The 26,002-nt window shown below is 55.1% G+C and carries 23 protein-coding genes; 12 read left to right on the forward strand and 11 right to left on the reverse strand.

Translation table 11 applies throughout. The features are described from left to right. Positions 1 to 71: 71 nt before the first annotated feature. The 5 genes from THS27_RS13235 to THS27_RS26660 form a co-directional block, all read right to left on the reverse strand. Positions 72 to 1,397, reverse strand: a complete 1,326-nt coding sequence (locus THS27_RS13235) for an ABC transporter permease (RefSeq protein WP_085591609.1) — start codon at positions 1,395 to 1,397, stop codon at positions 72 to 74. After that, the gene (locus THS27_RS13240; RefSeq protein WP_210402902.1) at positions 1,394 to 2,179 is read right to left on the reverse strand and encodes an ABC transporter ATP-binding protein; all 786 of its coding nucleotides are present in this window, start codon (positions 2,177 to 2,179) and stop codon (positions 1,394 to 1,396) included. The genes THS27_RS13235 and THS27_RS13240 overlap by 4 nt, the downstream gene beginning before the upstream one ends. Further along, entirely contained in the window at positions 2,133 to 2,573 is a 441-nt protein-coding gene (locus tag THS27_RS13245) for a hypothetical protein (RefSeq protein ID WP_085591613.1), read from the reverse strand. The genes THS27_RS13240 and THS27_RS13245 overlap by 47 nt, the downstream gene beginning before the upstream one ends. 72 nt (positions 2,574 to 2,645) lie before the next feature. Further along, the gene (locus THS27_RS13250) at positions 2,646 to 4,133 is read right to left on the reverse strand and encodes an alkaline phosphatase (protein ID WP_085591615.1); all 1,488 of its coding nucleotides are present in this window, start codon (positions 4,131 to 4,133) and stop codon (positions 2,646 to 2,648) included. A 159-nt stretch (positions 4,134 to 4,292) separates the two neighbouring features. Continuing rightward, on the reverse strand, positions 4,293 to 4,718 hold the full coding sequence (locus THS27_RS26660) for a hypothetical protein (RefSeq protein ID WP_139835580.1): 426 nt from the start codon (positions 4,716 to 4,718) through the stop codon (positions 4,293 to 4,295). Between the two features lie 32 nt (positions 4,719 to 4,750). Between THS27_RS26660 and THS27_RS13260 the strand changes: the two genes are divergently transcribed. After that, positions 4,751 to 5,188, forward strand: coding sequence for a DUF1178 family protein (locus THS27_RS13260; protein WP_085591618.1), 438 nt, complete (start codon positions 4,751 to 4,753; stop codon positions 5,186 to 5,188). Between the two features lie 109 nt (positions 5,189 to 5,297). Here THS27_RS13260 and THS27_RS13265 read toward each other — a convergent pair whose 3' ends face one another. The 6 genes from THS27_RS13265 to THS27_RS13290 form a co-directional block, all read right to left on the reverse strand. Beyond that, positions 5,298 to 5,864, reverse strand: a complete 567-nt coding sequence (locus THS27_RS13265) for a GNAT family N-acetyltransferase (RefSeq protein ID WP_139835581.1) — start codon at positions 5,862 to 5,864, stop codon at positions 5,298 to 5,300. Positions 5,865 to 5,895: 31 nt separating this feature from the next. Then, on the reverse strand, positions 5,896 to 6,450 hold the full coding sequence (locus THS27_RS13270) for a GNAT family N-acetyltransferase (RefSeq protein ID WP_085591622.1): 555 nt from the start codon (positions 6,448 to 6,450) through the stop codon (positions 5,896 to 5,898). 13 nt (positions 6,451 to 6,463) lie between these two features. Beyond that, positions 6,464 to 7,225 (reverse strand): bifunctional 2-polyprenyl-6-hydroxyphenol methylase/3-demethylubiquinol 3-O-methyltransferase UbiG, encoded by a 762-nt coding sequence (ubiG, locus tag THS27_RS13275; RefSeq protein WP_085591624.1) that lies wholly within the window; start codon positions 7,223 to 7,225, stop codon positions 6,464 to 6,466. 149 nt (positions 7,226 to 7,374) lie between these two features. Next, on the reverse strand, positions 7,375 to 8,010 hold the full coding sequence (locus tag THS27_RS13280; RefSeq protein WP_371455600.1) for a YbhB/YbcL family Raf kinase inhibitor-like protein: 636 nt from the start codon (positions 8,008 to 8,010) through the stop codon (positions 7,375 to 7,377). 74 nt (positions 8,011 to 8,084) lie between these two features. Next, positions 8,085 to 9,167 (reverse strand): AraC family transcriptional regulator, encoded by a 1,083-nt coding sequence (locus tag THS27_RS13285; protein WP_085591625.1) that lies wholly within the window; start codon positions 9,165 to 9,167, stop codon positions 8,085 to 8,087. Between the two features lie 33 nt (positions 9,168 to 9,200). Then, positions 9,201 to 9,911: an HAD family hydrolase gene (locus THS27_RS13290; protein WP_085591627.1), complete on the reverse strand. Its 711-nt coding sequence runs from the start codon at positions 9,909 to 9,911 to the stop codon at positions 9,201 to 9,203. Positions 9,912 to 10,234: 323 nt separating this feature from the next. Between THS27_RS13290 and THS27_RS13295 the strand changes: the two genes are divergently transcribed. From THS27_RS13295 to THS27_RS13345, 11 genes are all read left to right on the forward strand, one after another. Then, complete coding sequence (locus tag THS27_RS13295) at positions 10,235 to 11,455, forward strand: aspartate kinase (RefSeq protein ID WP_085591629.1); 1,221 nt, start codon at positions 10,235 to 10,237, stop codon at positions 11,453 to 11,455. Positions 11,456 to 11,623: 168 nt separating this feature from the next. Further along, entirely contained in the window at positions 11,624 to 12,652 is a 1,029-nt protein-coding gene (locus THS27_RS13300; protein ID WP_085591723.1) for a nitronate monooxygenase family protein, read from the forward strand. Between the two features lie 5 nt (positions 12,653 to 12,657). After that, positions 12,658 to 14,937 (forward strand): phosphoenolpyruvate--protein phosphotransferase, encoded by a 2,280-nt coding sequence (gene ptsP, locus THS27_RS13305; RefSeq protein WP_085591631.1) that lies wholly within the window; start codon positions 12,658 to 12,660, stop codon positions 14,935 to 14,937. A gap of 168 nt (positions 14,938 to 15,105) precedes the next feature. Further along, on the forward strand, positions 15,106 to 16,389 hold the full coding sequence (locus THS27_RS13310) for a RodZ domain-containing protein (protein WP_085591633.1): 1,284 nt from the start codon (positions 15,106 to 15,108) through the stop codon (positions 16,387 to 16,389). 174 nt (positions 16,390 to 16,563) lie between these two features. After that, positions 16,564 to 17,676 (forward strand): flavodoxin-dependent (E)-4-hydroxy-3-methylbut-2-enyl-diphosphate synthase, encoded by a 1,113-nt coding sequence (gene ispG, locus THS27_RS13315; RefSeq protein ID WP_085591635.1) that lies wholly within the window; start codon positions 16,564 to 16,566, stop codon positions 17,674 to 17,676. A 108-nt stretch (positions 17,677 to 17,784) separates the two neighbouring features. Continuing rightward, the gene (gene hisS / locus THS27_RS13320) at positions 17,785 to 19,026 is read left to right on the forward strand and encodes a histidine--tRNA ligase (protein ID WP_085591637.1); all 1,242 of its coding nucleotides are present in this window, start codon (positions 17,785 to 17,787) and stop codon (positions 19,024 to 19,026) included. 7 nt (positions 19,027 to 19,033) lie between these two features. Then, positions 19,034 to 20,377 (forward strand): glutamyl-tRNA reductase, encoded by a 1,344-nt coding sequence (gene hemA, locus THS27_RS13325; RefSeq protein WP_085591639.1) that lies wholly within the window; start codon positions 19,034 to 19,036, stop codon positions 20,375 to 20,377. Then, entirely contained in the window at positions 20,374 to 21,456 is a 1,083-nt protein-coding gene (gene prfA, locus THS27_RS13330; protein WP_085591641.1) for a peptide chain release factor 1, read from the forward strand. The genes hemA and prfA overlap by 4 nt, the downstream gene beginning before the upstream one ends. 8 nt (positions 21,457 to 21,464) lie before the next feature. Continuing rightward, on the forward strand, positions 21,465 to 22,343 hold the full coding sequence (prmC, locus tag THS27_RS13335) for a peptide chain release factor N(5)-glutamine methyltransferase (RefSeq protein WP_085591643.1): 879 nt from the start codon (positions 21,465 to 21,467) through the stop codon (positions 22,341 to 22,343). Positions 22,344 to 22,761: 418 nt separating this feature from the next. After that, positions 22,762 to 23,850 (forward strand): DUF4167 domain-containing protein, encoded by a 1,089-nt coding sequence (locus THS27_RS13340; protein WP_085591645.1) that lies wholly within the window; start codon positions 22,762 to 22,764, stop codon positions 23,848 to 23,850. A gap of 474 nt (positions 23,851 to 24,324) precedes the next feature. Next, positions 24,325 to 25,926, forward strand: coding sequence for a type IV secretory system conjugative DNA transfer family protein (locus THS27_RS13345; RefSeq protein WP_168184895.1), 1,602 nt, complete (start codon positions 24,325 to 24,327; stop codon positions 25,924 to 25,926). Positions 25,927 to 26,002 lie beyond the last annotated feature (76 nt).

A 26,002-nucleotide genomic window follows, 5' to 3' on the forward strand; every position in this document is an offset into this window, starting at 1 on the left:
CTTTTAATAAAATAAAGGACCGGCTTTCGGGGCCGGTCCTTGGTGTTTTATGCACGATTAATGGCGTGCGGTTATGATCCGCGCAGGGCTTCGACCACCGGTTTGCGATAGAGCATAAAGGCCGGAACCAAAGCCAGGGCAAAGCCGATAATCACGAAGCCAGCCGCAAGGCCAAGTTCCGGCTTGCCAATGGTGGCCGTCATGGCCATGCCGGTTTCTGCGGTGAAAACCTGTGATACGGCCTGTGCCACACCCCAACCCAGCACCAGCCCAATGGCGGCACCAAAGACCACCAAAATCGCCACATATAGCCAGATCGAGCCGAAAATATAACTCCTCGGGGCACCAAGGGCGCGCAAAACGGCAAATTGCTTGCGATAAATTTGCATAAGCGCCAGCACGGCGGCCAAAATGGCGGCAACCACCAATGCCTGTGTGCCCAGCGCCATCCAGCGCATGACGGCGCCGGCATTACCCAGCATCTGATACATTTCCACCAGCACTTCCGCAGGGAAAAACGCCGTGCTGTGATCGGTGCGATAGCTGGACCGAATGCCATAGGCCCCCGCAATTGATTTGGGATGCACCACCATTGCCGGAACACCGGGCAGGTCCAGTCCATCAAAGGGCGGGCCAAGTTTTACGGTTTCGTGCTCATGTTCGTGCTCATGTTCGTGTTCATGGGCGGCATCGTCATCATGGGTGTCATGATCTGCATGTTCTGGGCTGCCGGTGGCGTGTTCATGCTCATGCTCTTCATCATGGTCGTTTTCGGTGTGCCCGCTGGCAAGCGAATGAACTTCCCATACCTGTTCAACCGGTACGATAATTGCGCTATCCCAGGGGGTGCCGGTGGCATTCATACGGCCAACAACGGTGATGTTCACACCGTGATGATGATGTTCTTCGGCCTCAAAACCATGGCCGTGGGCAGGCTCGAATGTGTCGCCAATTTCAAGCGGAACGGCCGCGCCAATCACGGCTTCTTCGTGGTCGGCAAACATGGCGCCATCACGCAGGCCACCAGAAAGATAGTCGATAAATTGGGCGGTGGAACCAATGATGCTGTGATCGTGCCAGGAATCGCCAAAAGCCAGCGGGGCGGCAAAATCCACCCGGTCGTCATCTAGCAGCTTTGACCATATCGGCCCTTCAAGCAGGTTCACCGCCGAGGGGCGCAGGAAAATGGTATTCATGACAATGTCGGTATGGCTGCCCGGGGCGGCCACCAGAATATCAAACTTGTCGGCGGCATGGGCGCTGCCCTGGCGCAGGGCGCGTTCCTGGGCGGTGATGCCAACACCAATGGCCACGGCCACGGCAATCAGGGCGATGAACAGGATATTCATCACCCAATGGCGGCGCAGGCTGGCGAAAACGATGGGAAACGGGTTCATGCGGCCTCTGCATTGGTTAAAAGCCGGCCTTTTTCGAACTGTAATAGACGCGTGCACCGGTCGATGACGGTGTGATCATGGCTGACCACAATGAGCGTGCGATTATTTTCGCGGGCATAGGCAAACAGGATGTCGGCGCAATTATCGGCGGCAACGGCATCAAGGCTGGCGGTGGGTTCGTCGGCCAGCAAAATGGGCGGATCAAACAACAATGCGCGGGCAATGGCGACACGTTGCTGTTCGCCGCGCGATAAATCGGCCACCGACCCGCGATTGGTGGGAACCCCGACCAGATCAAGCAAGGTGGTTGCGCGCGCGCGCAAATCGGCAGGGATGCGCCAGCCATGAAACCCGGCAGGCAGCAAAACATTTTCCAGTGGCGGCAATTCACCGATCAGATGGAAATCCTGAAAGATAAAACCGACATGCTGGCGCCGCCAGGTATCACATGCCCCTTCGGACAAGGATGTCAAATCGGTATCCCCCCAGTGAACCGACCCTTTTGTCGGGCGCAACAGGCCACTTAGCAAATAGAGAAGGGATGACTTGCCTGACCCTGAAGGCCCGGCGACGCCCAACAAGGTGCCCGGCGCAACCCCAAGATGGGGCAGCGACAGGATCGGGGCGGCTTGTTTGCCAAAACCAAGCGACAAATCATTTATCGCAAGGGGCGGGCTTGTGCTGTTGTCGCTGTCACTGCTGTTGCCTTTGCCGGTTTTGATGGCAGATGCGGTTTCAGACGAGGTCGAAGCTGGCATCGACAAGTCGGACGAGGCTGACAAATCCGGTCTCCTGATCTTTGGCAACACCCAACTCCAAAACACCCTGCGTGATGATCGGGCGGTTGAAGCGAACGGCATCAAGTTTTTCGCGCATACGGACAAAAACAATGTCGTTTGGCCAGTCGGCGCTGGTTTCGCAAAACGGACATACCGACATTGGGCGTTTGGTCAGGACAAAAAAACTGGCATCGGCCTTAAGCGGCGGGGCCATAAAGCCGGGAATTTCGATCCGTTTTCCGACAAGGTTTTTGGCGGTGGTGGAAAATTCGTCCTGGGTTTTATAAATATCGCGGATTTTAAGGCTTTCGGCGGCGCGGGCGAGCGGAATGGCTGCCATCAGGCCCAACAGGGCGGCACTGCCACCGGCCAAAAATGAACGGCGATCACAAGTCATTTTCCAAACCTCCAAATGAGGAAACCGGCCGCATTGTTTGCGGCCGGTTTTGCAAGATCAAGGTCGTCGGGCTTACTTTGCCAGTTGGCTTTCAACCTGTGCGGCGTAATCCATGACGTGATAGATGAAGTTCTGTTCAACAACACCGTGGAACAGATAGGCTGAGGGGCCGGTCGCGAAAATCGCAACGTCGTCACCGGCATGGGTTTCACTGCTCATCGGCACCAGGGCTTGCTGCAGAAAGTCGGGGTCCTGGGTGTCAACATTGGTCAGATCGGCGCGCAGCTCGTCTTTCAGGGCGCCCGGGCCGTTCATGTAGCCAAGGGTGGTGTAAGGCTTGCCATCGTCGCCTTTTTCTTCGGACAGGCCGAGGATCGGGTTGCCGCGCGATGCGTAGCCCGAAATGGTCATGGTGTGGCTGTGATCGGCAGTAACAATGATAAGGGTGTCGTCGGTTTTCACTTTCGACAGGGCCATTTTAACAGCATCGTTCAGGGCAACGGTATCTTCGAGGGCGCGGAAAGCATTGCCTTCGTGATGGGCATGGTCGATACGACCGGCCTCAACCATCAGGAAGAAACCCTTGTCGTTCTGCGACAGCATGTCGATGGCTTTTTCGGTCATTTCGGCCAGGCTGGGCTCGCCACCGGCATCCTTGGCGCGGTCGGCTTCATATTCCATGTGCGAACGGTCAAACAGGGCCAGAACGTGTTTGGTTTTAGCCGGGTCAATGGCTTTGAACTGTTCTTCGTTCCAGACAAATGCGCCTTCATTGCCATAACGTTTGACCCATTCAGCGGTCAGGTCGCGGCCATCGGTACGCTGGCCGGTTTTGCCCTTGTCTTCCGGGTCGGCCATGGTTTTATCCATGAACATGCGGCGACCACCGCCAAAGGCAACTTCAAAGCCGTCGCCTGCCGGCCATTCGACAAGCTGGCTGGCAATGTCTTTGCATCCGCCTTTAAAGGCTTCTTCAGGCAGTTCGGCATTGCTTTCCCAGTCGCGGTTCGACGTGTGGGAATAAACCGAAGCCGGGGTGGCGTGGGTCAGGTGGGCGGTCGAAACGATACCGGTCGACATGCCAAGCAGTTCAGCACGTTCAGCGAGCGAGGTGGTCGGCATTTTAAGCTGTGCGGCACAGTCATTGCGCGCTACATCGCCCGAAACACCGATGGTGCCGTTGTTTGACTTAACGCCGCTCATCATTGCGGATGCGGTCGGGGCTGAGTCAGCGATCTGTGCGTCATTGGTATAGGTTTTCGACAGTGCCACGTTCGGGAACTGACCAAATACCAGGCTGTTGCTTTCGCCGTCGACACCGCGCTGCTGACCTTCAAAAATGCGCGCTGCGGTGACGGTCGGGATGCTCATGCCATCGCCAACAAACAAAATGATGTTTTTGGCTTTGTTGGTGTTCGGTTTGTCAGCCAGTTTCAGCTGCAATTCCTGCTGGGCTGCCGTGTAATACGGATTTTCTGCCTGTGGCAATTTGTCAGCAGCGAGAGCTGCGGTAGAGCACATGGAACTGGCAAGTGCAGTGGCCCAAAGAACGCGTTTCATCAATTTTACCCCCTTGTGAAACAATGAAGGGGGCAAGGCCCCCTGGTTCGCGCCGGGATTATAGGAAGTGTGTGCAACAGTTCTGTGACAGAAACATTATCGCATGGTGACATTCGGTTTCGGGATTTTTCAACGATATAAGCATTTGAAATTGTTTGATTAAAATCGAGATTCGGGCGCAAGTGTGAACTGTTTCACATTTGCATTTCTTTTAGGAAGTATTCTATCTTTGATTGTTTGTTTTTGAAGCTGTTTCATCTTCAGGATTGGCGCCAAAATGTGGATAATACCGCCGAAAAATCCGGCCTTGCCGGCTATTTCAAGGGGGGGGGGGGCTGTTTTGGGGGCGTTCTGGCTGTTTAACTTGTGGTAACGCCGGGTTGCGGGGCCGAGATGGTGCGGGGTGCGTTTGTTGGTGTCACGGCTGATCGTTTTTTGGACGTTTGATGCTTTGTTCGGGATATTCGGGACATTCGAGAACAAACGGCATGCGGCCATGACCGGAAAACACGCAGCATTTGCATGGTAGTGCTGGTGTTTTGCGATAAAATCGCCATATATCGGCAAGAGCCCTTTTTTGTTCACATACCTTTAACGTGACTTGACCAAACGCAATCATGATTCTGTTTCAGTTAAAATGTAACCATGACCACGAATTTGAAGGCTGGTTTCGCGATAGTGCGACATACGAGGCGCAATCGACCAGCGGCGAGCTTTCGTGCCCTATGTGCGGGTCTGACCAGGTGAGTAAGGCCCTGATGGCGCCGCGCCTACGGACATCACGGCAAAAGGAAACGGCGGCAGAAAATCGCAAAAAGGCCGCTATTGCCGAGGCAACCCACAAGGCGCTGAGCGAACTTCGCGCCCAGGTCGAAACCAATTGCGAAAATGTAGGCACCGGTTTTGCCGAGGAAGCCCGCAAAATCCATTATGGTGAAACTGAAAAACGCGGCATTTACGGCGAAGCAACCATCAAGGAAGCCACCGAACTGGTGGATGAAGGCATTGATGTGCATGCCTTGCCGTGGGTCGAGGACAAATCCAAAAAGAACTGACCTGTTGTAATGTGAATACCTGGAAAATCCCTTGCGCCCTGATCGCATAGGTCAGTTGGCAAGGGATACAGGATAGGTCAGTTGTGACAGCTGTCGGGCTTTGTGCCAGTCAGCTGTTTTTGACCGCCGTTGCCGTCACAGAGGGCGCGGCAGCATCGTTTGACCAGTTTTCAACATTCAGACGTACCAGCGGTGTGCCTGCTGAATGATAGGCTGTTGTCATGCCATCGTCGCGCAAGCCACATTTTGTCAGCACGTGGCGCGATGCGTCGTTTTCAGCATCAAATGTTGCGACGATGCTGGTTAGGTTCAGGGTGTCAAAACCGTAATTGATCAGGCATTTGGCAATTTCAGTCGCATATCCCTTGCCCCAGTGTGGTACCAACAGGCGATAGCCGACTTCGATGTCGCTATCATCGGGAAGTGGACGCAAAATACCCAGACCAATTACCTGGGCTGTATCGCGCAGGCGAACACCCCACACGCCCAGTACGCCATCGTCGCGCATCAATATCTGGCAAATACGGGCCTTGGCCGATTCATAATCGGGGCTGGGGGCGCGGATATAACGCATGACGCGCGCATCCATATCTGCACGTGCCAATGCCGGAACATGGGCGTCGCCAAATGGCTCCAGCACCAGTCGGTCGGTGGTAAGGGTGGGTTGTTGGGTCATGACCGGTTTTTCCTGATCCGTTAAAATTGTATCAGGCAAACGTTGTTGTTGGCCCGTTCTTCCATGTGGCGGCAGTTATTTTCATGAGTGGCTTTGCGCTACCACCATGAACCGAAGTTGTCCCGGCATCGTTCATACCGCATTTTGCCAAAACCTTGCGTGATGCCAGATTGCCGGTTTGATAAACCCCGCATATCACGGCAAGACCAAGGTCTTCAAAGCCATGTGCGACAACACGTTGTGCCAGTTCGGTGGCATATCCCTTGCCCCAGCAGGTACGACCAAGACGATAGCCGATTTCAACACCGCTATCATCTGCCAGCCAGCGTAACAGGGCGCGGCCCACAATGGTGTTACTTTCTTTTTCGCGGACACCCCAGTTGCCGACAATGGCCGGGGTGCCTTCGTCGGCCTGGGTCAGCCGGGCGCGGGCACTGGCTATATCAGGGCTGGGCGGGCGAATATGACGCATGACATCGGCATCCATATCCATTTCGCACCATGCCGCAATATGTTCGGGCAACCCGAAGGGCTCCAGAACCAGACGTTGTGTTTCAAGCCGGGCAGGCGTTACGGACAAAGGCATGACAACGTTACCGTTACAATTCGTCAAGGGATGGCTTGGTTGCGATCGCCAGATAATTGATGTCAAGATCGTGCGGAGCAGGCTGCCATTTATCCTGCACCGGATTATAGGAAATGCCGGTGATGTCGGTTAATTGCAGGCCGCAATCGCGGATATAGCGCGATAATTCTGACGGTTTGACAAATTTGCGCCAGTCATGCGTCCCGGCCGGTACCCAGCGCAATATGTATTCTGCGCCAATTTTAGCCAGTGCCAGCGATTTAAGGGTACGGTTCAGGGTCGCGATAAACATGATGCCACCTGGCTTAAGTAGTGCTGCACAGGCTTGCATGAAAAAGGCCGGGTCATCGACATGTTCGATGACTTCCATATTTAAAACCACATCAAACTGGCGGCCGTCGTCAACCATCGTTTCAGGTGTGCCAAGGCGGTAATCGATGGTCAGGCCGGCCTGTTTGGCATGCACGCGGGCAACATTTATGTTGTTTTCTGCGGCATCAAGGGCCGTCATGTTTGCGCCCAGCCGCGCCATCGGCTCGGAAAGCAGGCCCGCACCACAGCCAATATCAATGATATCCAACCCTTTAAGCAGGTTGATATCATTAAGGTCACGGCCATAATGGGCGGCAATATTATCGCGCAACAATTGTAACCGTACCGGATTAAATTTGTGCAGCGGTTTCATCACGCCTTCGGGGTTCCACCATTCATCCGCCATGGCAGAAAAACGTGAAATTTCGTCAGGGTTGGCAGTGCGGTTGGTGTGGGCTGACATGGCAGGGCTCCGGCGGCGCGTAACAGGTAATGTGTATATGCCTGCCCTGTTTACGCGGGCCGCCGGTTTGGCGCAACCATATGCTTGTACCGCAAAGTGTTTTATCCGCGCACCGGCGGGAAATTTGCATGTCGCCATGCGTTCAGCGGTTATTTGCCCGGGCGGCCATATGTCCCGGTTAAGGTGGTGCGGGCGATGGTGTGCGCGTGCACCATAAAACCGACCAGTGCAGTACTGGCGTTGGCATCCATTTCAAGTGCGGCAACATCAAGGGCAAATAACGTAAACTGATAGGGGTGTGGTGCATCGCCAACCGGCGGGCACGGACCACCATAACCAGCCAAGCCAAAATCGGTTTTTAATTGATGTGCGCCGGGAATTGCATTCGGATTTGTTGCATCGCCTGCATTTTGCGACAGGCTGCGTCGGTCTGCCGGGATGTCGGTGACGACCCAATGCCACCAGCCGCTGCCGGTTGGCGCGTCCGGGTCATGCACCATCAGGGCGAAACTTTTGGTCCCATCGGGGACGTCTGACCAGGACAGGGCTGGCGATATGTTGCCGCCCTTGCAGCCAAAGCCGTTGAAAACCTGTGCATCAGCCAAAGGGCCGTTATCGGCAAAGTCGCTGCTGTGTAATTCCAGCGCTGATGCGGGCCGGATTATTGCTGCCATTGTAAGGGCAATGCCGACACCAAAGGCAACCATGGCGGAAAATTGCAGGTGCCGGTGTTTTGGGGCGCAAGGCGTATTGACGGGGGAACGTGCAGTGCGGAGATTTTTCATGGCAGGTTTCCTGATGGTTCGGTATGTGTCGATCCGTCAAGGTTATCAGCTTTGAACTCCATCATATGTGCGGATCACACCATGTTTTGTACCAGTTGCATCGGGCTGTGGCCGAAATGGCGCAAAAAGGCCCGCCCAAAAGCGGATTGCGACTGATACCCGCATTGAAAGGCGATATCGGCAATGGTGATTGGCGGCGCAGACGGGGCAACGACCCGTATGTTCGGTATTTTCTGATGTGGTGTAGATCTATCAACGCCCGTTGGGGCAGGGGTGGTTGGTTGTTTTGTGTGTATTTGGGCCAGCAGGGTAGCGGCATGGGCCATACGTTCCCCTTCAAGCAATTGTCGAAAGCTGGTGCCAGCCTGCTTTAAATGCCGGTCAATCGACGACGGGCTGATGCCAAGGTGACGGGCGACTTGTGGTTTTTGCCATTTGCGTGCCGGGGAAAGGCGAAACAGGGCCAAAAGTCTGTCTTCTATCGTGGATGTGGTGGCAAGTAACAAAAGCGGCCCTGCCTGCCCGTGTTGGGCCAATAGTAGTAAAACCTCCATTAACCGGTGACGGATGATGATGCGGTCATGTTGGCTGGTCGGGGCGGTCAGCAGTGACATAACCGCCAGCACGGACCGTAAAAGCGGCTGCTTGGGCGCGATGACCAGCTTTTGGGGTGCCGCAGCGGCGGCGGTAATGTCGCGAATTTCGGGGTAGGCTGCAATAAATCGCATGATCAGGTCGGGTGAAAATTCAAGCACCAGTGCACTATATAACCCGGTTTCCAGATCGGGGTAATTTACCACCGTTAGCGGAAGCCCCGCCGGGATCAGCAAAATCTGGCCGGGTATCATGGTTTCGCCAGGGGGCGCATCGGGCCTGGTGCCCACGGTTTTGCGCCCGTCGATCAGATATGCGATGGCCGGGAAATCGGCGACATAATCCTGCAAGGTTTCGGTTTGGCGAAAAATCAGCTTTCCCAGGCGTGACAGGCCGTGAATGTCGACTTTGTTTGACGATGGTGTGCCATGCGTCCCGGATGCCCCCATGTTGATTGCGGCAGCTTGCGATGGTCGTGGTAACCGGTGGGCTATTTTGCGAAAATCGCCGGGGGTCAGGTTTGAGGATGGGGAACCTGCTTTGTCAGGTGCGTTATGGGGCATGGCCGGTTTTCCTGGGCGGGCTTCTGCTGGTGGTTATTTTGTGAGTAAAGCGGGCAGTTCGGCAAGTGAGCGAATGGTGCGGATACCATCGGGTATGCCGCTTTGCTGCCATTGGGCAAAAGCCCACGGCCCGCGCAACAGCCAGATTGCATCCATCCCGTGTTGTAACGCCGGGTAAATATCGTTATCCAGCCGGTCGCCAATATAAATGATATCGGCCGGGTCATGGCCGGTTTGTTCGATAACGGCATTGAAAAAGGCGGGGTCGGGTTTTTTGCATTTTAGCCGTGCCGAACTTGACAGCCAGTCAATATGGCAGGGCAAAGCCTGCAACACCTGTTCCGATGATGCAGGCTGATTACCGCAAATACCAACCTTATGGCCGTGTTTGTGCAGGTCGGTCAGGGCCGGTAAGGCGTCGTCATATAGATCGTCAATGGTAAATGACAGCAAATCGGGGCCCCGCCAGGGCTCCCCCGGGATTGCAGAAAAGTCGCCCAGCTGTTTCAGGATTGCCGCGAACCCGCAATTGCGCGCCAGTGCGATGCCCGCCGCAGCTGAAACGGTAAAAGACGGCAAATTAAGATGACGGGCAATGCGGTGCCAGATTGCGGTTTCGCTGATCAGCGTTTCGCCAACATCAAACATCACCAGTTTTTGTGCCGATGTTGTGGCAATGCCTGCCTGGTCGGGGTGTTTGCCAGATGTATGTTGTCGCGGGTGCGTGGCCGATGTGACGGGCATTTGGGGCTCCGGTTTGGGGGCGCAGGGGCGGGTAGTTGAAGTTTTGCGGGTTTTTACGCATGATAATTTCGCAGTTGTTGCAAAACGCTGACTGGATTATGCGTTATTTCAGGTTTTGTGAAAGATCGATGGTTAAAATATAGCCTTGGGGCGGATTAACACTGCCTTCATGCTTGTTTCGCGGTCATTATGGCAGTATTGATATCGCCGCCCTGATCAGGGGGCTTGCAACCTTGCAGGTCCGTGACCCGGAAACTGGCGGAAACACAAGACCTTGCATTTCGGCTGGCGAGATGTAAAGGCAAGCATAACGGGGAATTTTCATGGCCCGTATTGTCATGAAGTTTGGTGGCACATCTGTCGCCGACGTTGAAAAGATCAAGAATGTTGCCCGTCGCGTTAAAAGCGAAGTGGACGCAGGGAACCAGGTTGCGGTTGTCGTTTCGGCAATGTCGGGCAAAACCAATGAACTGGTGGGCTGGGCCGATACAATTTCGCCGCTTTATGATGCGCGCGAATATGATGTGATTGTATCGTCGGGTGAGCAGGTGACAGTTGGTTTGCTGGCGATGGCGCTGCAAAGCATGGATGTCCCTGCACGTTCGTGGCTGGGGTGGCAAATTCCGATCAAGACCGATGGCGCCCATGCTAAGGCCCGGATCAAATCGATCGACACAACCGAACTTGACAAACGCCTTGATGGCGGCGAAGTGGTATGTGTTGCCGGTTTTCAGGGGATTGCGCCAGATAACCGTATTACCACGCTGGGACGTGGCGGGTCCGATACCTCGGCGGTGGCGCTGGCGGCAGCCCTTCGGGCAGACCGTTGCGACATTTATACTGACGTTGAAGGTGTCTACACAACCGATCCCCGCATTGTGCCCAAGGCACGCAAGATTGAAAAAATTACCTACGAAGAAATGCTGGAACTGGCATCGCTTGGGGCCAAGGTGCTGCAAACCCGTTCAGTCGAGATGGCCATGAACCATCGCGTCCGGGTGCAGGTCCGTTCGACCTTTAGTGATGCGGAAGGTACACTTGTTGTAGACGAGGACGAAATCGTGGAACAGGAAGTCGTTAGCGGAATTGCCTATAGCCGGGACGAAGCCAAGATCACGCTGGTTAAGGTTGCCGACAAGCCGGGCACGGCAGCAACCATTTTTGGCCCGCTGGCCGAAGCCAACATCAATGTCGATATGATCGTTCAGAACATATCGGAAAATGGCAACAGCACGGACATGACCTTTACCGTGCCGCGTGGCGAGTTCAAACGTGCGCTTCAGGTGATTGAAGGCAATCGTGAAAAGATCGCCTATCAGGAGCTGTTAAGCACGTCGGATGTGACCAAGGTTTCGATCATTGGTGTCGGTATGCGTTCCCATGTCGGGGTGGCACGTAAAATGTTTGAAACCCTGTCTGACAAGGGTATCAACATTCAGGTTATTTCAACCTCGGAAATCAAGGTAAGCGTCCTGATTGCCGAAGAATATACTGAACTTGCCGTTCGTGCCCTGCATACGGCCTATGGGCTGGATGCCGACTAGGTTCCAAGGGTAGGCCCGATGTGCTGCCGGATTGTTTTTGGCAATTAAGGCAGTGTTAAGGGGCCGTTATTTAATACATATCTGGGCTGGAACATTTTGTTTCGACCATTATGATGAAATAGCAGGGACCATGCGGTGCCCTGCATTTCTGCATTGGGGTACAACTATATGAACGATCCGAAATTTGCGGCAGCGCGCAACCGTCTGGAAAAATTGTGGGCGCCCGGCAAGGAATTCCTGGGCACTGAATACGCCATTTTGGCCGGTGCGATGTCGTGGGTTTCCGAACGTCACCTTGTTGCTGCGGTATCAAATGCCGGTGGATTTGGGGTGATCGCCTGTGGGTCGATGGGGCCGGAACTTTTGGCCGCCGAAATTGCCGCGACCAAGGAAATGACCGCCAAACCGTTTGGCGTTAATCTGATCACCATGCATCCCCAGCTTGACGACCTGATTGCGGTGTGCCGGGAACAGGAAGTTGGTCATGTTGTGTTGGCCGGTGGTTTGCCCTCGTCAAATTCGATCAAGGCGGTTAAGGAATTTGCCCGGGTTATCTGTTTTGCTCCGGCGCTGGTGCTGGCAAAAAAACTGACCCGGTCGGGCGCGGATGCGCTGGTAATTGAAGGCAGCGAAGCCGGTGGCCATGTTGGCCCGGTATCGTTAACTGTACTGGCCCAGGAAATTTTACCCGAAATTCGCAATGTGCCAATTTTCTGTGCCGGCGGTATTGGCCGCGGCGAAGCGATTTCGTCGTTTCTGGAAATGGGTGCGGCAGGGGTTCAGGTTGGGACGCGTCTGGTTTGTGCCAGCGAATGTATTGCCCACCCGGCCTTTAAAAAGGCGTTTATCCGCGCCAGTGCGCGTGAAGCCGTTACCACTGTGCAGCTAGACGACCGCTTCCCGGTTATTCCGGTTCGCGCCCTGAATAACAAGGGTACGGAAGCTTTTATGAATGTTCAGCGCGAAGTTATTGAAAAGTTCCGTGCGGGTCAGTTAGAACAGGGGGCAGCGCAACTTGAAATCGAACATTTCTGGGCAGGTGCCCTGCGCCGTGCCGTTGTGGACGGAGACGTTGAAAACGGATCTGTCATGGCGGGGCAGTCGGTTGGTATGGTAAAGAAAGAGCAGCCGGTTTCTGAAATTCTGGCCGAACTGGTCGATCAGGCCGTTCAGTCCCTCGTACAAAGAGACCTTTAAATCTGATGAGCATATCGCCCGCCGCAGTCACTGGTCCGCGTCGCCTGTTAAAACGGGTGCGCGACGTTATGGCCGGACCGGGGACCGCTGAAGAACGCCTGGGCAAGATCGTGACCATTATTGCGGCGGATATGGTCGCTGAAGTGTGCTCGGTCTATGTGATGCGGGCGGGCGAGGTGCTTGAACTTTTTGCCACATGTGGCCTTGCCGCCGAAGCCGTGCATCGCACGCGTCTGCGCACCGGCGAGGGGATTGTCGGTTATGTTGCCGCCCATGCGCGGCCACTTAACTTGCGCGATGCACAATCGCATCCCAATTTTGCCTATCGCCCGGAAACAGGCGAAGAAATTTATCATTCCATGATCGGCGTGCCGATTTTGCGCGGAGGCCGCATCATTGGGGTTTTGGCGGTTCAGAACCGTACCGAACGCCAATATACCGAAGACGAACAGGAAGCCCTTGAAAACGTCGCCATGGTGCTGGCCGAAATGGTCGCCGGGGGCGAACTGGTCAATCGGGATGAGTTGATCCCGGCGGATGGCATTGCCTTGTTGCCGTTGCGCCTGTCGGGGGCGCGGCTGGCCCCGGGCATTGGTAAGGGCATTGCGGTTTTGCATGAACCGCGCATTGTTATCGACCGCATGGTGGCCGAAGACCCGCAAGAGGAGCTAACGCGCTTGCGCGAAGCGATGCGGGTTTTGCAAAAACACCTTGACCGCATGGTCGAGGCGGTGGGCGAATTTGATGTTGGCGGGGGCGATGACCCCGGCGATATTCTTGATGCCTATCGTATGATTGCCAAGGATACCGGCTGGTTAAACCGCATTACCGAAGCCGTTAACACCGGCCTGACCGCCGAAGCCGCCGTGCAAAAGGTGCATGATGATACCCGTGCGCGCATGGCGCAGGTGACCGACCCTTATTTGCGCGAACGCCTGCATGACCTGGAAGATTTGGCAAACCGGTTGTTGCAGCATTTGTCCGGACAGTATCAGTCCCCGGCATTTGGCGATTTGCCCGATGATATTATTCTGGTGGCGCGCAATATCGGCCCGGCGGAATTGCTTGATTACGATCATACCCGGTTGCGGGGCCTGGCACTGGAGGAGGGATCGCATACATCGCATGTGGCGATAGTGGCGCGTGCCCTTGACATTCCGGTTCTGGGCGGGGTAAAGGGCGTTCTTGACAAGGTTGAAGGCGGTGACCCGTTAATTGTTGATGCGGACAATGCCCAGTTATTTGTGCGCCCCAGCGAGGATGTCCGCGCCGTTATTGACGGGGCATTAAAGGCGCGGGCTGAACGCAAGGCGCTTTATGCGCAGATGCGCGATTTGCCTGCGCAAACCTGCGATGATATTAACATTTCGCTGAACATCAATGCCGGGTTGCTGATTGATGTGCCCCACGTGATTGAAAGCGGGGCTGATGGCATTGGTCTGTATCGAACGGAAATACCGTTCATGGTGCGATCTGCCATGCCCGATATCGAGGATCAGACACGGCTTTATAACCGTATTTTCGAGCAGGCCGAAGGCCGGCCGGTGGTTTTTCGGACCCTTGATGTCGGCGGTGACAAATTATTGCCCTATTGGCAGGATATGATAGAGGAAAATCCGGCCATGGGATGGCGGTCTATCCGGATAACCCTGGATAGACCGGCGGTGTTGGTGCATCAGTTGCGTGCGCTGATCCGTGCTGCCCACGACCGGGATTTGCATGTCATGTTTCCGATGATAGCAGAGGTGGCCGAATTTATGACCGCCAGACAACTGCTGGACCGGCAGCTGGAACGTGAAGCCGAACGGGGTTTTGTGCCACGCTCGGTTAAGGTCGGGGCAATGCTGGAAGTCCCTGCATTGGTCTGGCAGGCGAAAAGCCTGCTGGGTCAGGTGGATTTCCTTTCGGTGGGGACCAACGACCTGCTTCAGTTTATGTTTGCTGCAGATCGTGGGAATCCGCGCCTTGAAGGTCGCTATGACACATTGTCGCCGGGTGTTTTTACCTTTTTAAGGCACCTGGTGAAATTGTGTGACGATCATAATGTGCGTCTGACCATTTGTGGTGAAATGGCCGGGCGCCCGTTAGAGGCGATGGCCTTGATTGGTCTGGGGATACGGCGTATGTCGATGGCTCCGGCATCGGTTGGTCCGGTCAAGGAAATGGTTCGGAGCATGAACGCAAAAAGTGTTGAACAATATGTTTTGTCGCTCCTCGACAGCCCTAAAAAAAGTCTTAGGTCCCGTCTTAAGGCTTTCGCAATAGATCACGGTGTAAAACTTTAAAAAAAATCGCTTTTGGCTGGGGTATTTGCTAGTTTGTTGCTGGATCGTAACGTGGGGGTGCGGGAGTTGGCGATCGGAAAGCGAAAGGAAGATCATTTGGGTGTGCCACCAAGAGGGCGTTTGCGGTTCAAGCCGTTGCCCGGAAGTGCGCCATCAAATGATATGAGTATGGAACCACAGGTTAATTTTAACGCTGAAGCAGTGAATGTCGGGCGGCTGTTGCGCCACACCCGGACGATGCATGGGCAGACCATTGAAGGGGTTGCCCAGCTTTTGCGGATTCGGAAAGTTTACCTCGAAGCGATCGAGAACAGTCAGTATGACGCGCTTCCGGGCGGGCCGTATGGCTTGGGCTTTGTTAAGGGCTATGCCGAACATCTGGGGTTGGACGGCAAGGAAATTGTTCGTCGTTACAAGGAAGAAAGCAACGCGCCCGCTGTGCGCAGCGAGCTGAGCTTTCCCAAACCGGTGCAGGAAAGTCGTGTGCCCGGTGGTGCCATGATGCTGATTGCTGCGGTGCTGGGGATCGTTGCTTATGGTGGCTGGTACTATTTATCAAGCCAGGGCAAGACAATTGCCGATCTGGTAGAGCCGTTGCCCGATAGTATGAAGGGGTATACGGCCATACCCGATACGGGGAACAATAACAGCGCTGCACCCGCCGAACGTGAACGGACCCTGGAAAATGCTGCCGAGGCCCATGCGGCCGAAGTTGGCCCGCGTATGGGCGGTTCGCCATCCGCGCAGGCGTCGGAAAGCATGAATGATGCCATTGGCAGCCCCGTTGAGGGCATGTTTGCCGAGCCGGATTTTGATGTGATGTCGTCGCAGGCGGGAAATCGTGATGTCCCGGCCGACGCGATGCCGGATCAAACGGCATCGGCAGGGCCGAATGCGGCAACCGCACCGGTTTCGGGTAATGAAAACGCCAATGTCGCACCCATGGCTGCGCCTGCATCGCCCTCGGGTACTGCGGATGCCAACACCAACGCCAATGCCAATGCCGTACCGCAAGGTAGTGCCGCGTTGATGCCTAACCAGGGCAATATTCCGTTGCCGCCGCGCGCACCCAATGCGCCGCAAACGGCAGGCACCCCTGAAGTGGCGTCTGTTCCGGCGGCACCCGAAGTTGGTGATGCTGGTGGCGGGCGTGTTTTTGGTGCCGTCAATGCCGATAGCCGCGTAACCATTTCGGCCAATGAAACCAGCTGGGTCCGTATCCGCGAGGATGATGGCAATATTTTGCTAACCCGGATGTTAAGTGCGGGCGATGTTTATCGTGTGCCTAATCGCGATGGTCTTAAACTTGAAGTTGGCAATGCTGGCGCCTTGTCGATCAGCGTGGACGCGACGAAAAATGTCTCGATTGGCAGCTATGGTCAGGTGATTTCAAATTATTCACTGAATCCGGACGATATTCTGGCTTCTTTGACGGAAAAAAAGACACAATAACAGTTCGTTAAAGGGTCTTTATTTTAAAAGGCGGCCATACCCCGGGCCGCCTTTTTCGTGCCTGTCATAAAAACACCGCGAAAAAGCTGAGCGCGACGGTTTCTTCTGCGCCGGTGATAAGCTATATACAGGCCTACAGTTCACTGTGTTGCAACAAAGGCTACGGATCCGCAAATGAGTGTCCGCCCCTATCGTGATATCGAACGCCGCAAAAGCCGTAAAATTCGTGTCGGTTCTGTCGAAGTTGGCGGTGATGCGCCGATTTCGGTGCAGTCCATGACCAATACGCTGACCACGGATGTCGCGGGTACTGTCGCGCAAATTCACCGCCTTGAAGAAGCCGGTGCCGATATTGTGCGTGTATCCTGCCCGGATCAGGAATCGTCGCTGGCCCTGAAAGACATTGTCAAACAGGTGAGCGTGCCGATCGTTGCCGATATTCATTTTCATTACAAACGCGCCATCGAAGCCGCCGAAAGCGGTGCGGCCTGCCTGCGGATTAATCCGGGGAATATCGGGTCGACCGAACGGGTACGTGAAGTGGTCAAGGCGGCCAAGGATCATGGCTGTTCGATGCGTATTGGTGTGAATGCCGGGTCGCTGGAACGGGAATTGCTGGAAAAATACGGTGAACCTTGCCCCGAAGCGATGGTCGAAAGTGCCATGAACCATGCGCGGATTTTGGAAGATCAGGATTTCCGCGAGTTCAAAATATCGGTTAAGGCATCGGATGTGTTTTTGGCCGTGGCGGCCTATTATGGCCTGGCCGAGGCTTGCGATTACCCGCTGCATCTGGGCATTACCGAAGCCGGGGGCCTGCGCGGCGGTACGGTAAAATCATCGATCGGCATGGGCAATTTGCTGTGGGCCGGTATCGGCGACACCTTGCGGGTGTCATTGTCGGCTGACCCGGTGGAAGAAATCCATGTTGGTTATGACATGTTGAAATCGCTGGGTTTGCGGACGCGCGGGGTGCAGATTATTTCCTGCCCGTCCTGTGCGCGTCAGGGCTTTAATGTGGTTGATACCGTGGCCGAACTTGAAAAACGGTTGTCCCATATTTCAACGCCGATTTCCCTGTCGATTATTGGCTGTATTGTCAATGGACCGGGCGAAGCGCGTGAAACCGACATCGGGCTTACCGGTGGCGGTGGTGGCAACCACAAAATGTATATTTCGGGCAAGCCGGACCATAATGTTAGCAGCGAAAAAATGGTCGACCATATCGTCGAGCTGGTTGAAGAACGCGCTGCAAAAATCGAAGCAGCCAAGGCAGCGGCTGAATAGCGTTGTATTTGCCGAATTAAGGCTTTCCGCCACCTCGGCGGAAGGCTATTTTCGTGCGTATATGACTATCCCTTTATAGAAAAACACCAAGAATATCGGAGATCAAACGTGGCATCGCTTCAACCCGTCCGTGGCACACATGACCTTTTACCCGAAGAAAACCGGGTGCAGGACCATATCGCGGAAACGGCCCGCGCCATTGGCGAGCTGTATGGTTATCATCGCATGACCACGCCGATCTTTGAATTTACCGATGTTTTTGCCCGCACCCTTGGCGATACGTCCGATGTCGTGACCAAGGAAATGTATACGTTTGAGGATCGCGGCGGCGAGAAAATCACCCTGCGCCCTGAAAACACCGCCGGGATCGCACGGGCTTATATTTCCAACGGTATGCAGCAATTATCGCCGGTGAAGGTGTGTTATTACGGGCCGATGTTCCGTTATGAACGCCCGCAAAAAGGCCGGCAACGCCAGTTCCACCAGATCGGTGTGGAATTATTAGGTGTAGAACAGGTTGGCGGCGACCTTGAGGTTATTGCCTATGGCGCGCATATCCTGAAGGCGCTGGGCCTGTGGGATAACATCACCCTGGAACTGAATACCCTGGGCGACCCCGACAGCCGGGCAGCGTATCGTGATGTGCTGGTGGATTATTTCAAAGGGCATTTTGATAAATTGTCCGAAGACAGCCGCAACCGTCTGGATAAAAACCCGCTGCGCATTCTGGATTCCAAGGATGAAGGCGACCGCGAACTGGTGGCAAATGCGCCGCTGTTTGGTGAATATCTGAACGAACATTCAAAGACGTTTTTCAAGCAATTGACCGACGGTTTGGGTGATATTGGTATTAATTATCAGCTTAACCCGCGTTTGGTGCGCGGGCTGGATTATTATTGCCATACCTGTTTCGAATTTGTCACCAGCACGCTGGGCGCACAGGGCACGGTAATGGCCGGTGGCCGATATGACGGTTTGGTGTCAACCATGGGTGGCCCGCAAACCGCAGGTGTGGGCTGGGCAGCCGGCGTTGAACGTTTGGCAATGATGGTGGGGACAGCCCCTGCTGCGCCGCGCCCGGTGGCTCTGATCCCGATGGGGGACGCCGCCGAAAGCCGGTGCCGCACACTGGCGCAGCAATTGCGCGAAGCCGGCATTGCTGTCGAGCTGGGCTATGCGGGCAATATGAAAAAACGCATGAAGCGTGCCGATAAGGCCAATGCCAAAATGGCAGTCATCATTGGCGACGACGAACTGGCAAAGGGTGTTGCCATGGTGCGTGACCTTGATGCAGGCGAGCAGCGCGAAGTTGCGATTGACAGCCTGATCGGTGTGATTGGCGAAAGGTAAGTGCCGGGTGAATGAGGCGGCGGGACGCGACGAAGCCGGAGACTGGCCGCTGGACCGTTTGATGGTGGTTGGAACCAACCATCGGCGATCCAGTGAGGAAACGCGCGACCGCCTTTTCATCGACGAAACCCGTTTGCCCCAGTTTCTGGGCGTGATTGACCAGGCCCGGCTGGGGCAGGCGGTGGTTGTTTCTACCTGCAACCGTACTGAAATTCATTTGCTGGCGTTCGAGGCCGAACGTGGCCGCGAACGGGTGATTGACCTGATGGCCCTGTGGGCCGATCTGGACCGGGACCAACTGGCAGCAGAGCTATATATACGGTCAGGGCGGGAAGCCCTGAAGCATGTTTTTGCCGTGGCGGCTTCGCTTGATAGCTTGGTGATTGGCGAGCCCGAGGTTTTTGGCCAGATCAAGGATGCCCATAAAATTGCCCGGATGCATGGGCTGGTGGGCCGGGAACTTGAACAGGTTTATCAAACTGCCTATGCCATTTCCAAACGGGTGCGCAGCCAGACCGGGATTGGGCAGGGGGCTGTTTCGATTGCGGCTGCCGCGCAATCGGTGGCGCGCGACCTGCATGGGGATATTGCCAATTGTACCCTGCTTTTGGCTGGTGCGGGCGATATGGGCGAACTGATTGCGGCATCCCTTGCCGAACGCGGCATGGGACGCATCATGGTGGTGGACCGTTTGGCGGCCCGGGCGCGCCTGGTGGCCAAGCGGCTGGAATGTCACTGGTCGGATATGGGCGATCTTGAACGTTTGCTGGCCGAGGCCGATATCGTGCTGACGGCGGGTGGATCGCGGCGGTATTTGATTGATCATGATATTGCGCTAACCGCAGTGAAGCGTCGCCGCTATCGCCCTGTTTTAATGATTGATACCGCCGTTCCCGGCGATATTGACCCGCAGGTTGACGATATTTCCGAGGTGTTTTTTTACCGCCTGGAAGATCTGGAAAATATTGCTGCACAGGGGCGTGGCGGGCGCGAGGAAAAAGCCGATGAAGCCTGGGCAATGGTCGAGGCGGAGGTTGACCATTTTGTTCGTGTGCGTGCCGAGCGCGCCGCGATCCCGGCCCTTGCCGAATTGCGCCAGCATTTTGATGCAGTGCGCGCAGCGGCATTGGCCGAAAGCCATGGCGATGCCGAAAAGGCAACCCGGCTTTTGGTTAATCGGCTGTTGCATGCACCCACACAAGCCCTTAAAGACCTAGCAGCCACAACAGGTGGTGCCGGGACGATGGAATGGGTTAAGGCGCAAAAATTGTTGGGGCGGCTTTTTCCGCTTTATCCCGACGATGCCGATACTTCGGAACCGACAAATACAGATCAGGAGAATAAAGAGTGAGTTTGGACCCAGGTAAACTGCATGGTGTTGTTCGCCGGTTTGACGAGCTTAAATCCCTGTTGTCGGGTGGGGCGGGTGATAATGACAGCTTTGCCAAATTGTCGCGGGAATATGCGGAATTATTGCCCGTTGTTGAAAAAATTGAAGCCTTTCAGCGCTTGCATGATGATTTGGCCGGGGTAAAGGAATTGCTGGCCGATCCGGAATCAGACCGTGACATGCGCGAGATGGCCGAGGCCGAACGCCAGGAACTGCTGGAGAAATTGCCCGAGGCAGAGCACGACGTAAAGCTGATGCTGTTGCCCAAGGACTCGGCCGATGAAAAGAATGCCATTCTTGAAATTCGTGCCGGAACGGGCGGCGAGGAAGCGGCCCTGTTTGCCGCCGACCTTTACCGCATGTATCAGCGTTATGCCGAGAACAAAGGCTGGCGGTTTGAATTGATGGACGCCAACGAAAACGATCTGGGCGGTTTTAAGGAAGTTGTCGTTAATGTGTCGGGGGCCGGGGTGTTTGCGCGCCTGAAATATGAAAGTGGCGTTCACCGCGTACAGCGTGTGCCGGTAACTGAAACGGGCGGGCGCATTCATACATCGGCTGCCACGGTTGCCGTTTTGCCCGAGGCCGAAGACGTTGATGTGCATATCGATCCCAAGGATTTGCGCATTGATACCTATCGGTCCCAGGGGGCCGGGGGGCAGCACGTGAACACCACCGATAGTGCCGTGCGTGTGACCCATATTCCTTCGGGGGTGGTTGCTGCGTGCCAGGAAGAAAAATCGCAGCATAAGAACAAGGCGAAGGCCATGAAGATGCTGATGACACGTTTGTATGATCACGAACGCGAAACCAAGGATGCTGCCCGCGCGGCAGATCGTAAATCGCAGGTGGGCTCGGGGGATCGGTCCGAACGTATTCGCACCTATAATTTCCCGCAAGGTCGCATATCGGACCACCGCATTAACCTGACCCTGTACCGGTTAGATGATTTTGTAACCGGCGGGCCATCGGTAGATGAAATGATTGATGCGCTGATTTCTGAAGACCAGGCGCAAAAACTGGCCGAAATCGAAAGTTGAGTTCGGGGATGAACCCGCAGGAAGCCGATACGCTTGGTTCTTTGATGACCGAGGCGACAGCGCAGCTAAAACAGGCTGGCTGTGATACGGCCCGCCTTGATGCACGCATTTTGTTGGCCGCGGCCTGCGATGTTGATGCCAGCCGGATTATGGCGTGGCCCGAAGACGTCGTTACGGCGGGTAATGCCCAGGCGTTTCGCCAGATGATTGAACGACGCAGCGCACGTGAACCGGTTGCGCGTATTTTGGGCCAGCGCGATTTTTGGCGCCATCGTTTCAAAGTCACCGCCGATACCCTGGACCCGCGCCCCGACAGTGAAACACTGGTTGAGTGGGCAATTGAGCTGGCAGCTGATTTAACACAACCGGATCTGATTGATTTTGGCACGGGAACAGGGTGTTTGTTGCTTTCCGTGCTGGGTGATGTGCCAGGTGCCACGGGTGTGGGAGTGGATATCAGTGCGGGGGCCGTTGAGTGTGCGGTGGAAAACGCGGTTGCCTTGGGGCTTAATCAGCGCAGCCAATTTGTAGTTTCAGATTGGGATTGTGACCTTGATGCGCAGACAAAGGCCGCCGGATTTGATATCATGCTGTCAAATCCGCCCTATATTGCCCAAAGCGAAATGGCAGGGCTGGCCCCCGAGGTTCGTGATTTTGACCCGTTTAATGCGCTGAGCGATGGCGCGGACGGGCTTACAGCCTATCGCAAGCTGGCAAGGATTGCCGGACAGTTGGTGCGCAGTGCGGGCTGGGTCATTTTTGAGATCGGCCAGGGGCAGGAAGAAGCGGTCCATCACTTGCTGGCGCAGCAGGGTTTTGGAAACATTCAATACCGGCGTGATCTTGGTGGTATCATACGGTGTGTGGGTGGACAAAAACGGGGCTAACGGCATTTCAGGACTGCGGTTTTGGTTAAATGGCCCTGTGTTTGCCCTTTAATTTGGCAATGCCGGACGATTGAGCATCCAGTAAGCAGTTGTGTTTACTGGAAAAGGTTAGCCCTGCGCTGTTGACAGAAACGTAGTTGTAAAAAAAACGAAAGAACGGAAAAAAACAGTTGGAATAAGCCTGCAAGCCATATAGTTTGTCCTGAGCAGGCCGGGTGCCTGACGCGCTTTCTAATTGCGCCGTGTTCCCCTGTAAACAGTAACAAATCTCCGTTCCCTTATATTTGGTCATCGGTTGATTTCTGACGGTACCGTTTGGCCGGTACTGTTTTTCGGGAAATGTGTTTTTTCAGACGGATTGGTTCCGGGGCGCGATGACGCTGCCCACGGGTGTCCTCAACGCCAACAGTATGTTGATATGAGAAATAACAATAAACGTCCGCGCGGGCGGCCACAGCCTAATAAACGTCCTGTAAATCCGAAATTTCAAAATTTTGACAGTAACGGTCCGGACGGGCGCGTGCGCGGTAATGCCCAGCAAGTCTACGAGAAATATGTTTCGCTAGCTAAAGACTGCACGGATGATCCTGTTCTGGCGGAAAACTACTACCAGTATGCCGAACATTATTACCGTATTTTGCAGTCTGCGATCGAATGGGAAAACCAGCGCCGCGAAGCGCAACCCCGTCCGGAACGCAATGAGCGGAACGACCGTAATAATAACGACCGCAACAACAATAACGATCGTAATAACAACGATCGTCACAATAATGACCAGCGTGGCAATCGCCACAACAACACCGATAACCGGGCCGACGATACGCCGTCGCAAGACAGTGTAGCTGCCAGTGCGGGCAATGGTGCGCATAGTGCCGAAGGTGATGCTGGGAATGCTGCGGTACAAAACCAGCAGGATGACAGTGAACGTCGCAATGACGTTTCTGCCAATACCCGCCAGGACGATGCAAAACCGGCACGGGCACCGCGCACGCCGCGGGCACGTACCCCGCGCCAGCCCAAGAAGGCAGATGTCGCCGCCCCTGCGGGCGATGATGCGGCCCCCGTGGCCGCTGCCGAAAACACCGCGCCGAGCCCAGAAGCACCCGCTGCATCAACCGCTGTCGCAGTTGAAGCCCCGGTAGCAGAAAGTTCGGATGCCGGTGAAGAAGCTGCGCCAAAGCGTGCAACACGCGCGCGCCGGACGACAACGCCACGTGCGCCGCGTAAAACCGCCGCAAGTGCCAAATCCGACGATGCCAGCAGCGACGAAGCCGCCGCTGTTGCAAAGCCGGCGGCAAGTGACGGTGATGCTCCGGCCGATGCCGTTGCCGATGGTGACGCCGATGCCGCTGGCGACGATAAAAAACCGCGCAAGCGTGCAGCGTCTACCACCCGGACCCGGGGGCGTCATCCTACGGCCCGCCGCGGTCGTAGCCGGGTTGGTTCGCGCGAAGATGGCGAAGAAGGTGGCGGCAACGACACCGAAACCGAAAAGGTTTCTGCCTGATTTATCAATCGGCGCTATTGCGTCAGGTTGTTCTAAAAAACCCCGGTCACGATGTGGCCGGGGTTTTTTGTTTAAAACATGGCTCCATTAACCGGTTAAATCCATTCGATTGGTTTGTTTTCAGCGTGTTGACAAGCCGATAAACAGTGTTTGTGCATTCCGTGTCGCTGTCGGTATAAGGAATACTCATACCGAGGTATGGGCGTGCGCGGTGCTGCTCCGGATTGCCGGGTTTGCAATGCGGGTTCATCTGTAAATGTGGGGACAGGGTAAATTCCACAGCCGGAACAGCGCAGCCAGTTATGGCTGGATGCGCGCGCTGTGAGTGGTGTGACGAACCGATGGGTGAGGCTGGGGAAGCCTGCCGATGTGTTATCGTTAGGAGCAGGCCGGGTATATTTGAATAAGGCGATGGTGATTTTGCCGGAACGGTACGAAACACCATATAAAAACAGGACGATCGGGGAGGTTGCGATGGGGCCAGCGGGCTTCAGGGTGATACTGGTTTTGCTACTTGGGCTTGGCGCGCTGGTGGTGGTGATTGGCATGATCGCGCGCGATAATGCCCTTGTGCTGGCAGGCATGATATGTGGCGTGATTCCTATGGTCGTGCGGCTGTTTGTATTGTTGCTGGCTCCTTTTTTCAAGGATCGCCCGTTATTGCCCGACGCATCAGCTAACAATGCCCCCTCGCAGGAGCCGGTGATAACAGAAGCACAAGGCCATTGGGCCGACGAAGAAACCCTGCAACAGGCCGGGGTACTGGAACCGGACCCGCAGATTTATCTTGCCCGTTTAAAGGATGGTCCAGGTTTGATCGGGTTGCAGGCCTGTCGCCGGTTAATGACGTTTTGTAACGCATCGCTTGATTTTTACCAAAGTAGCGTTATTCCCAATGCCCTGACCACGCGGGATAATTTGCTGGTATTTGAAGAAAACGGTTTGGTATGCAAGGCCGTTCGCGATCGTCGGGCGCAACTGGGACAGAAGTTGATTGTGCTGGACCCGTTTGGCCAGTCCGGCAGCACGCCGGACCATTTTAACCCGCTTGATTTTATGCGCCCGGATGGCGAAGGCATGGTTTCCGACGCCGGTATGATTGCGGAATTGTTGCTGGCTCCGCAATTTATTCGTGACCTCGACCCGCAAGATGCAAGGGTGGCACGGGTATTATTGCAGGGGCTAATTATACATACCCAGCGCCACAGCAATGCCACGTCGCGCAATTTAAACGAAATGCGTCGCAGCCTGACATTGCCGTCACATCGGTTTTACCCCTTGCTGGGCGAATTGATCGATATCGACGCCACCGAAGGGCGTATTTCCGACATTGCCTTGTCGATTATGGATATGTCAGATGATCGTCGCGATGCGATCCTTGATGCGTGCCGCAAGGCAACAGCCGTGTTTGAAATATCGGCAATTGAGAGTTCCTGCAACACCACCAGCTTTACACTTGAAGACATTACCTTGCGCGGGGTTTCAATTTTTGTGATTGGCAGCCCCCCCGAAGGATATGACGAGCCATTGGTGACATGGGCGCGGGTGGTACTGGGATGTTTGCTGTCACTGGTTTCAGGGCGAGAGCCGGGGCGGCAAACCTCGTCTTTTCTGGTGATGCTAGACAGGGTTGAAGCCCTGGGGCGGCTGGTGCAGCTTGAACGATTGCTGGGCGGTGGCGGCGGGAATGGCAATACCGGTTTAACATTGTGGCCATCATTTACCGGGGTTAGTGCGGTTATGGATGTATGCCATAACTGGGAAAATGTGGTGGGCCGCAGCGATGTTGTGCAAATATTTGGTCAGGACGGGGCGTTCGACCTGGACTGGGCCGCTGGTTTAACCGCCATGTCACGGTTTGCCGACACCGGCAACCGTACCGGCAACAGCGACGTGCCAGTACATTTGCGCGCCAAAGATAAACAGGCCATGTTGAAATCGGTTGAAGTGGCAAGGTTGCCGGAAACAGAACAATTGCTGTTTTGTAAAGGGTTGCCCCCTATTCGGGCCATGCGCTTGCATTGGGCGAACGACGATGTGTTCAGGCGTCTGGCAACGCGCCCGCCAACTTTTTAGGCTGGCGGGCGATATTTGCTTTGGCCGTTAAAATCGGGCGTCCCCGGTTTTGATTAGCTGTTTTTGATTATGGCGA

This window comes from Thalassospira sp. MCCC 1A01428 (assembly GCF_002115825.1).
Lineage (GTDB): Bacteria > Pseudomonadota > Alphaproteobacteria > Rhodospirillales > Thalassospiraceae > Thalassospira.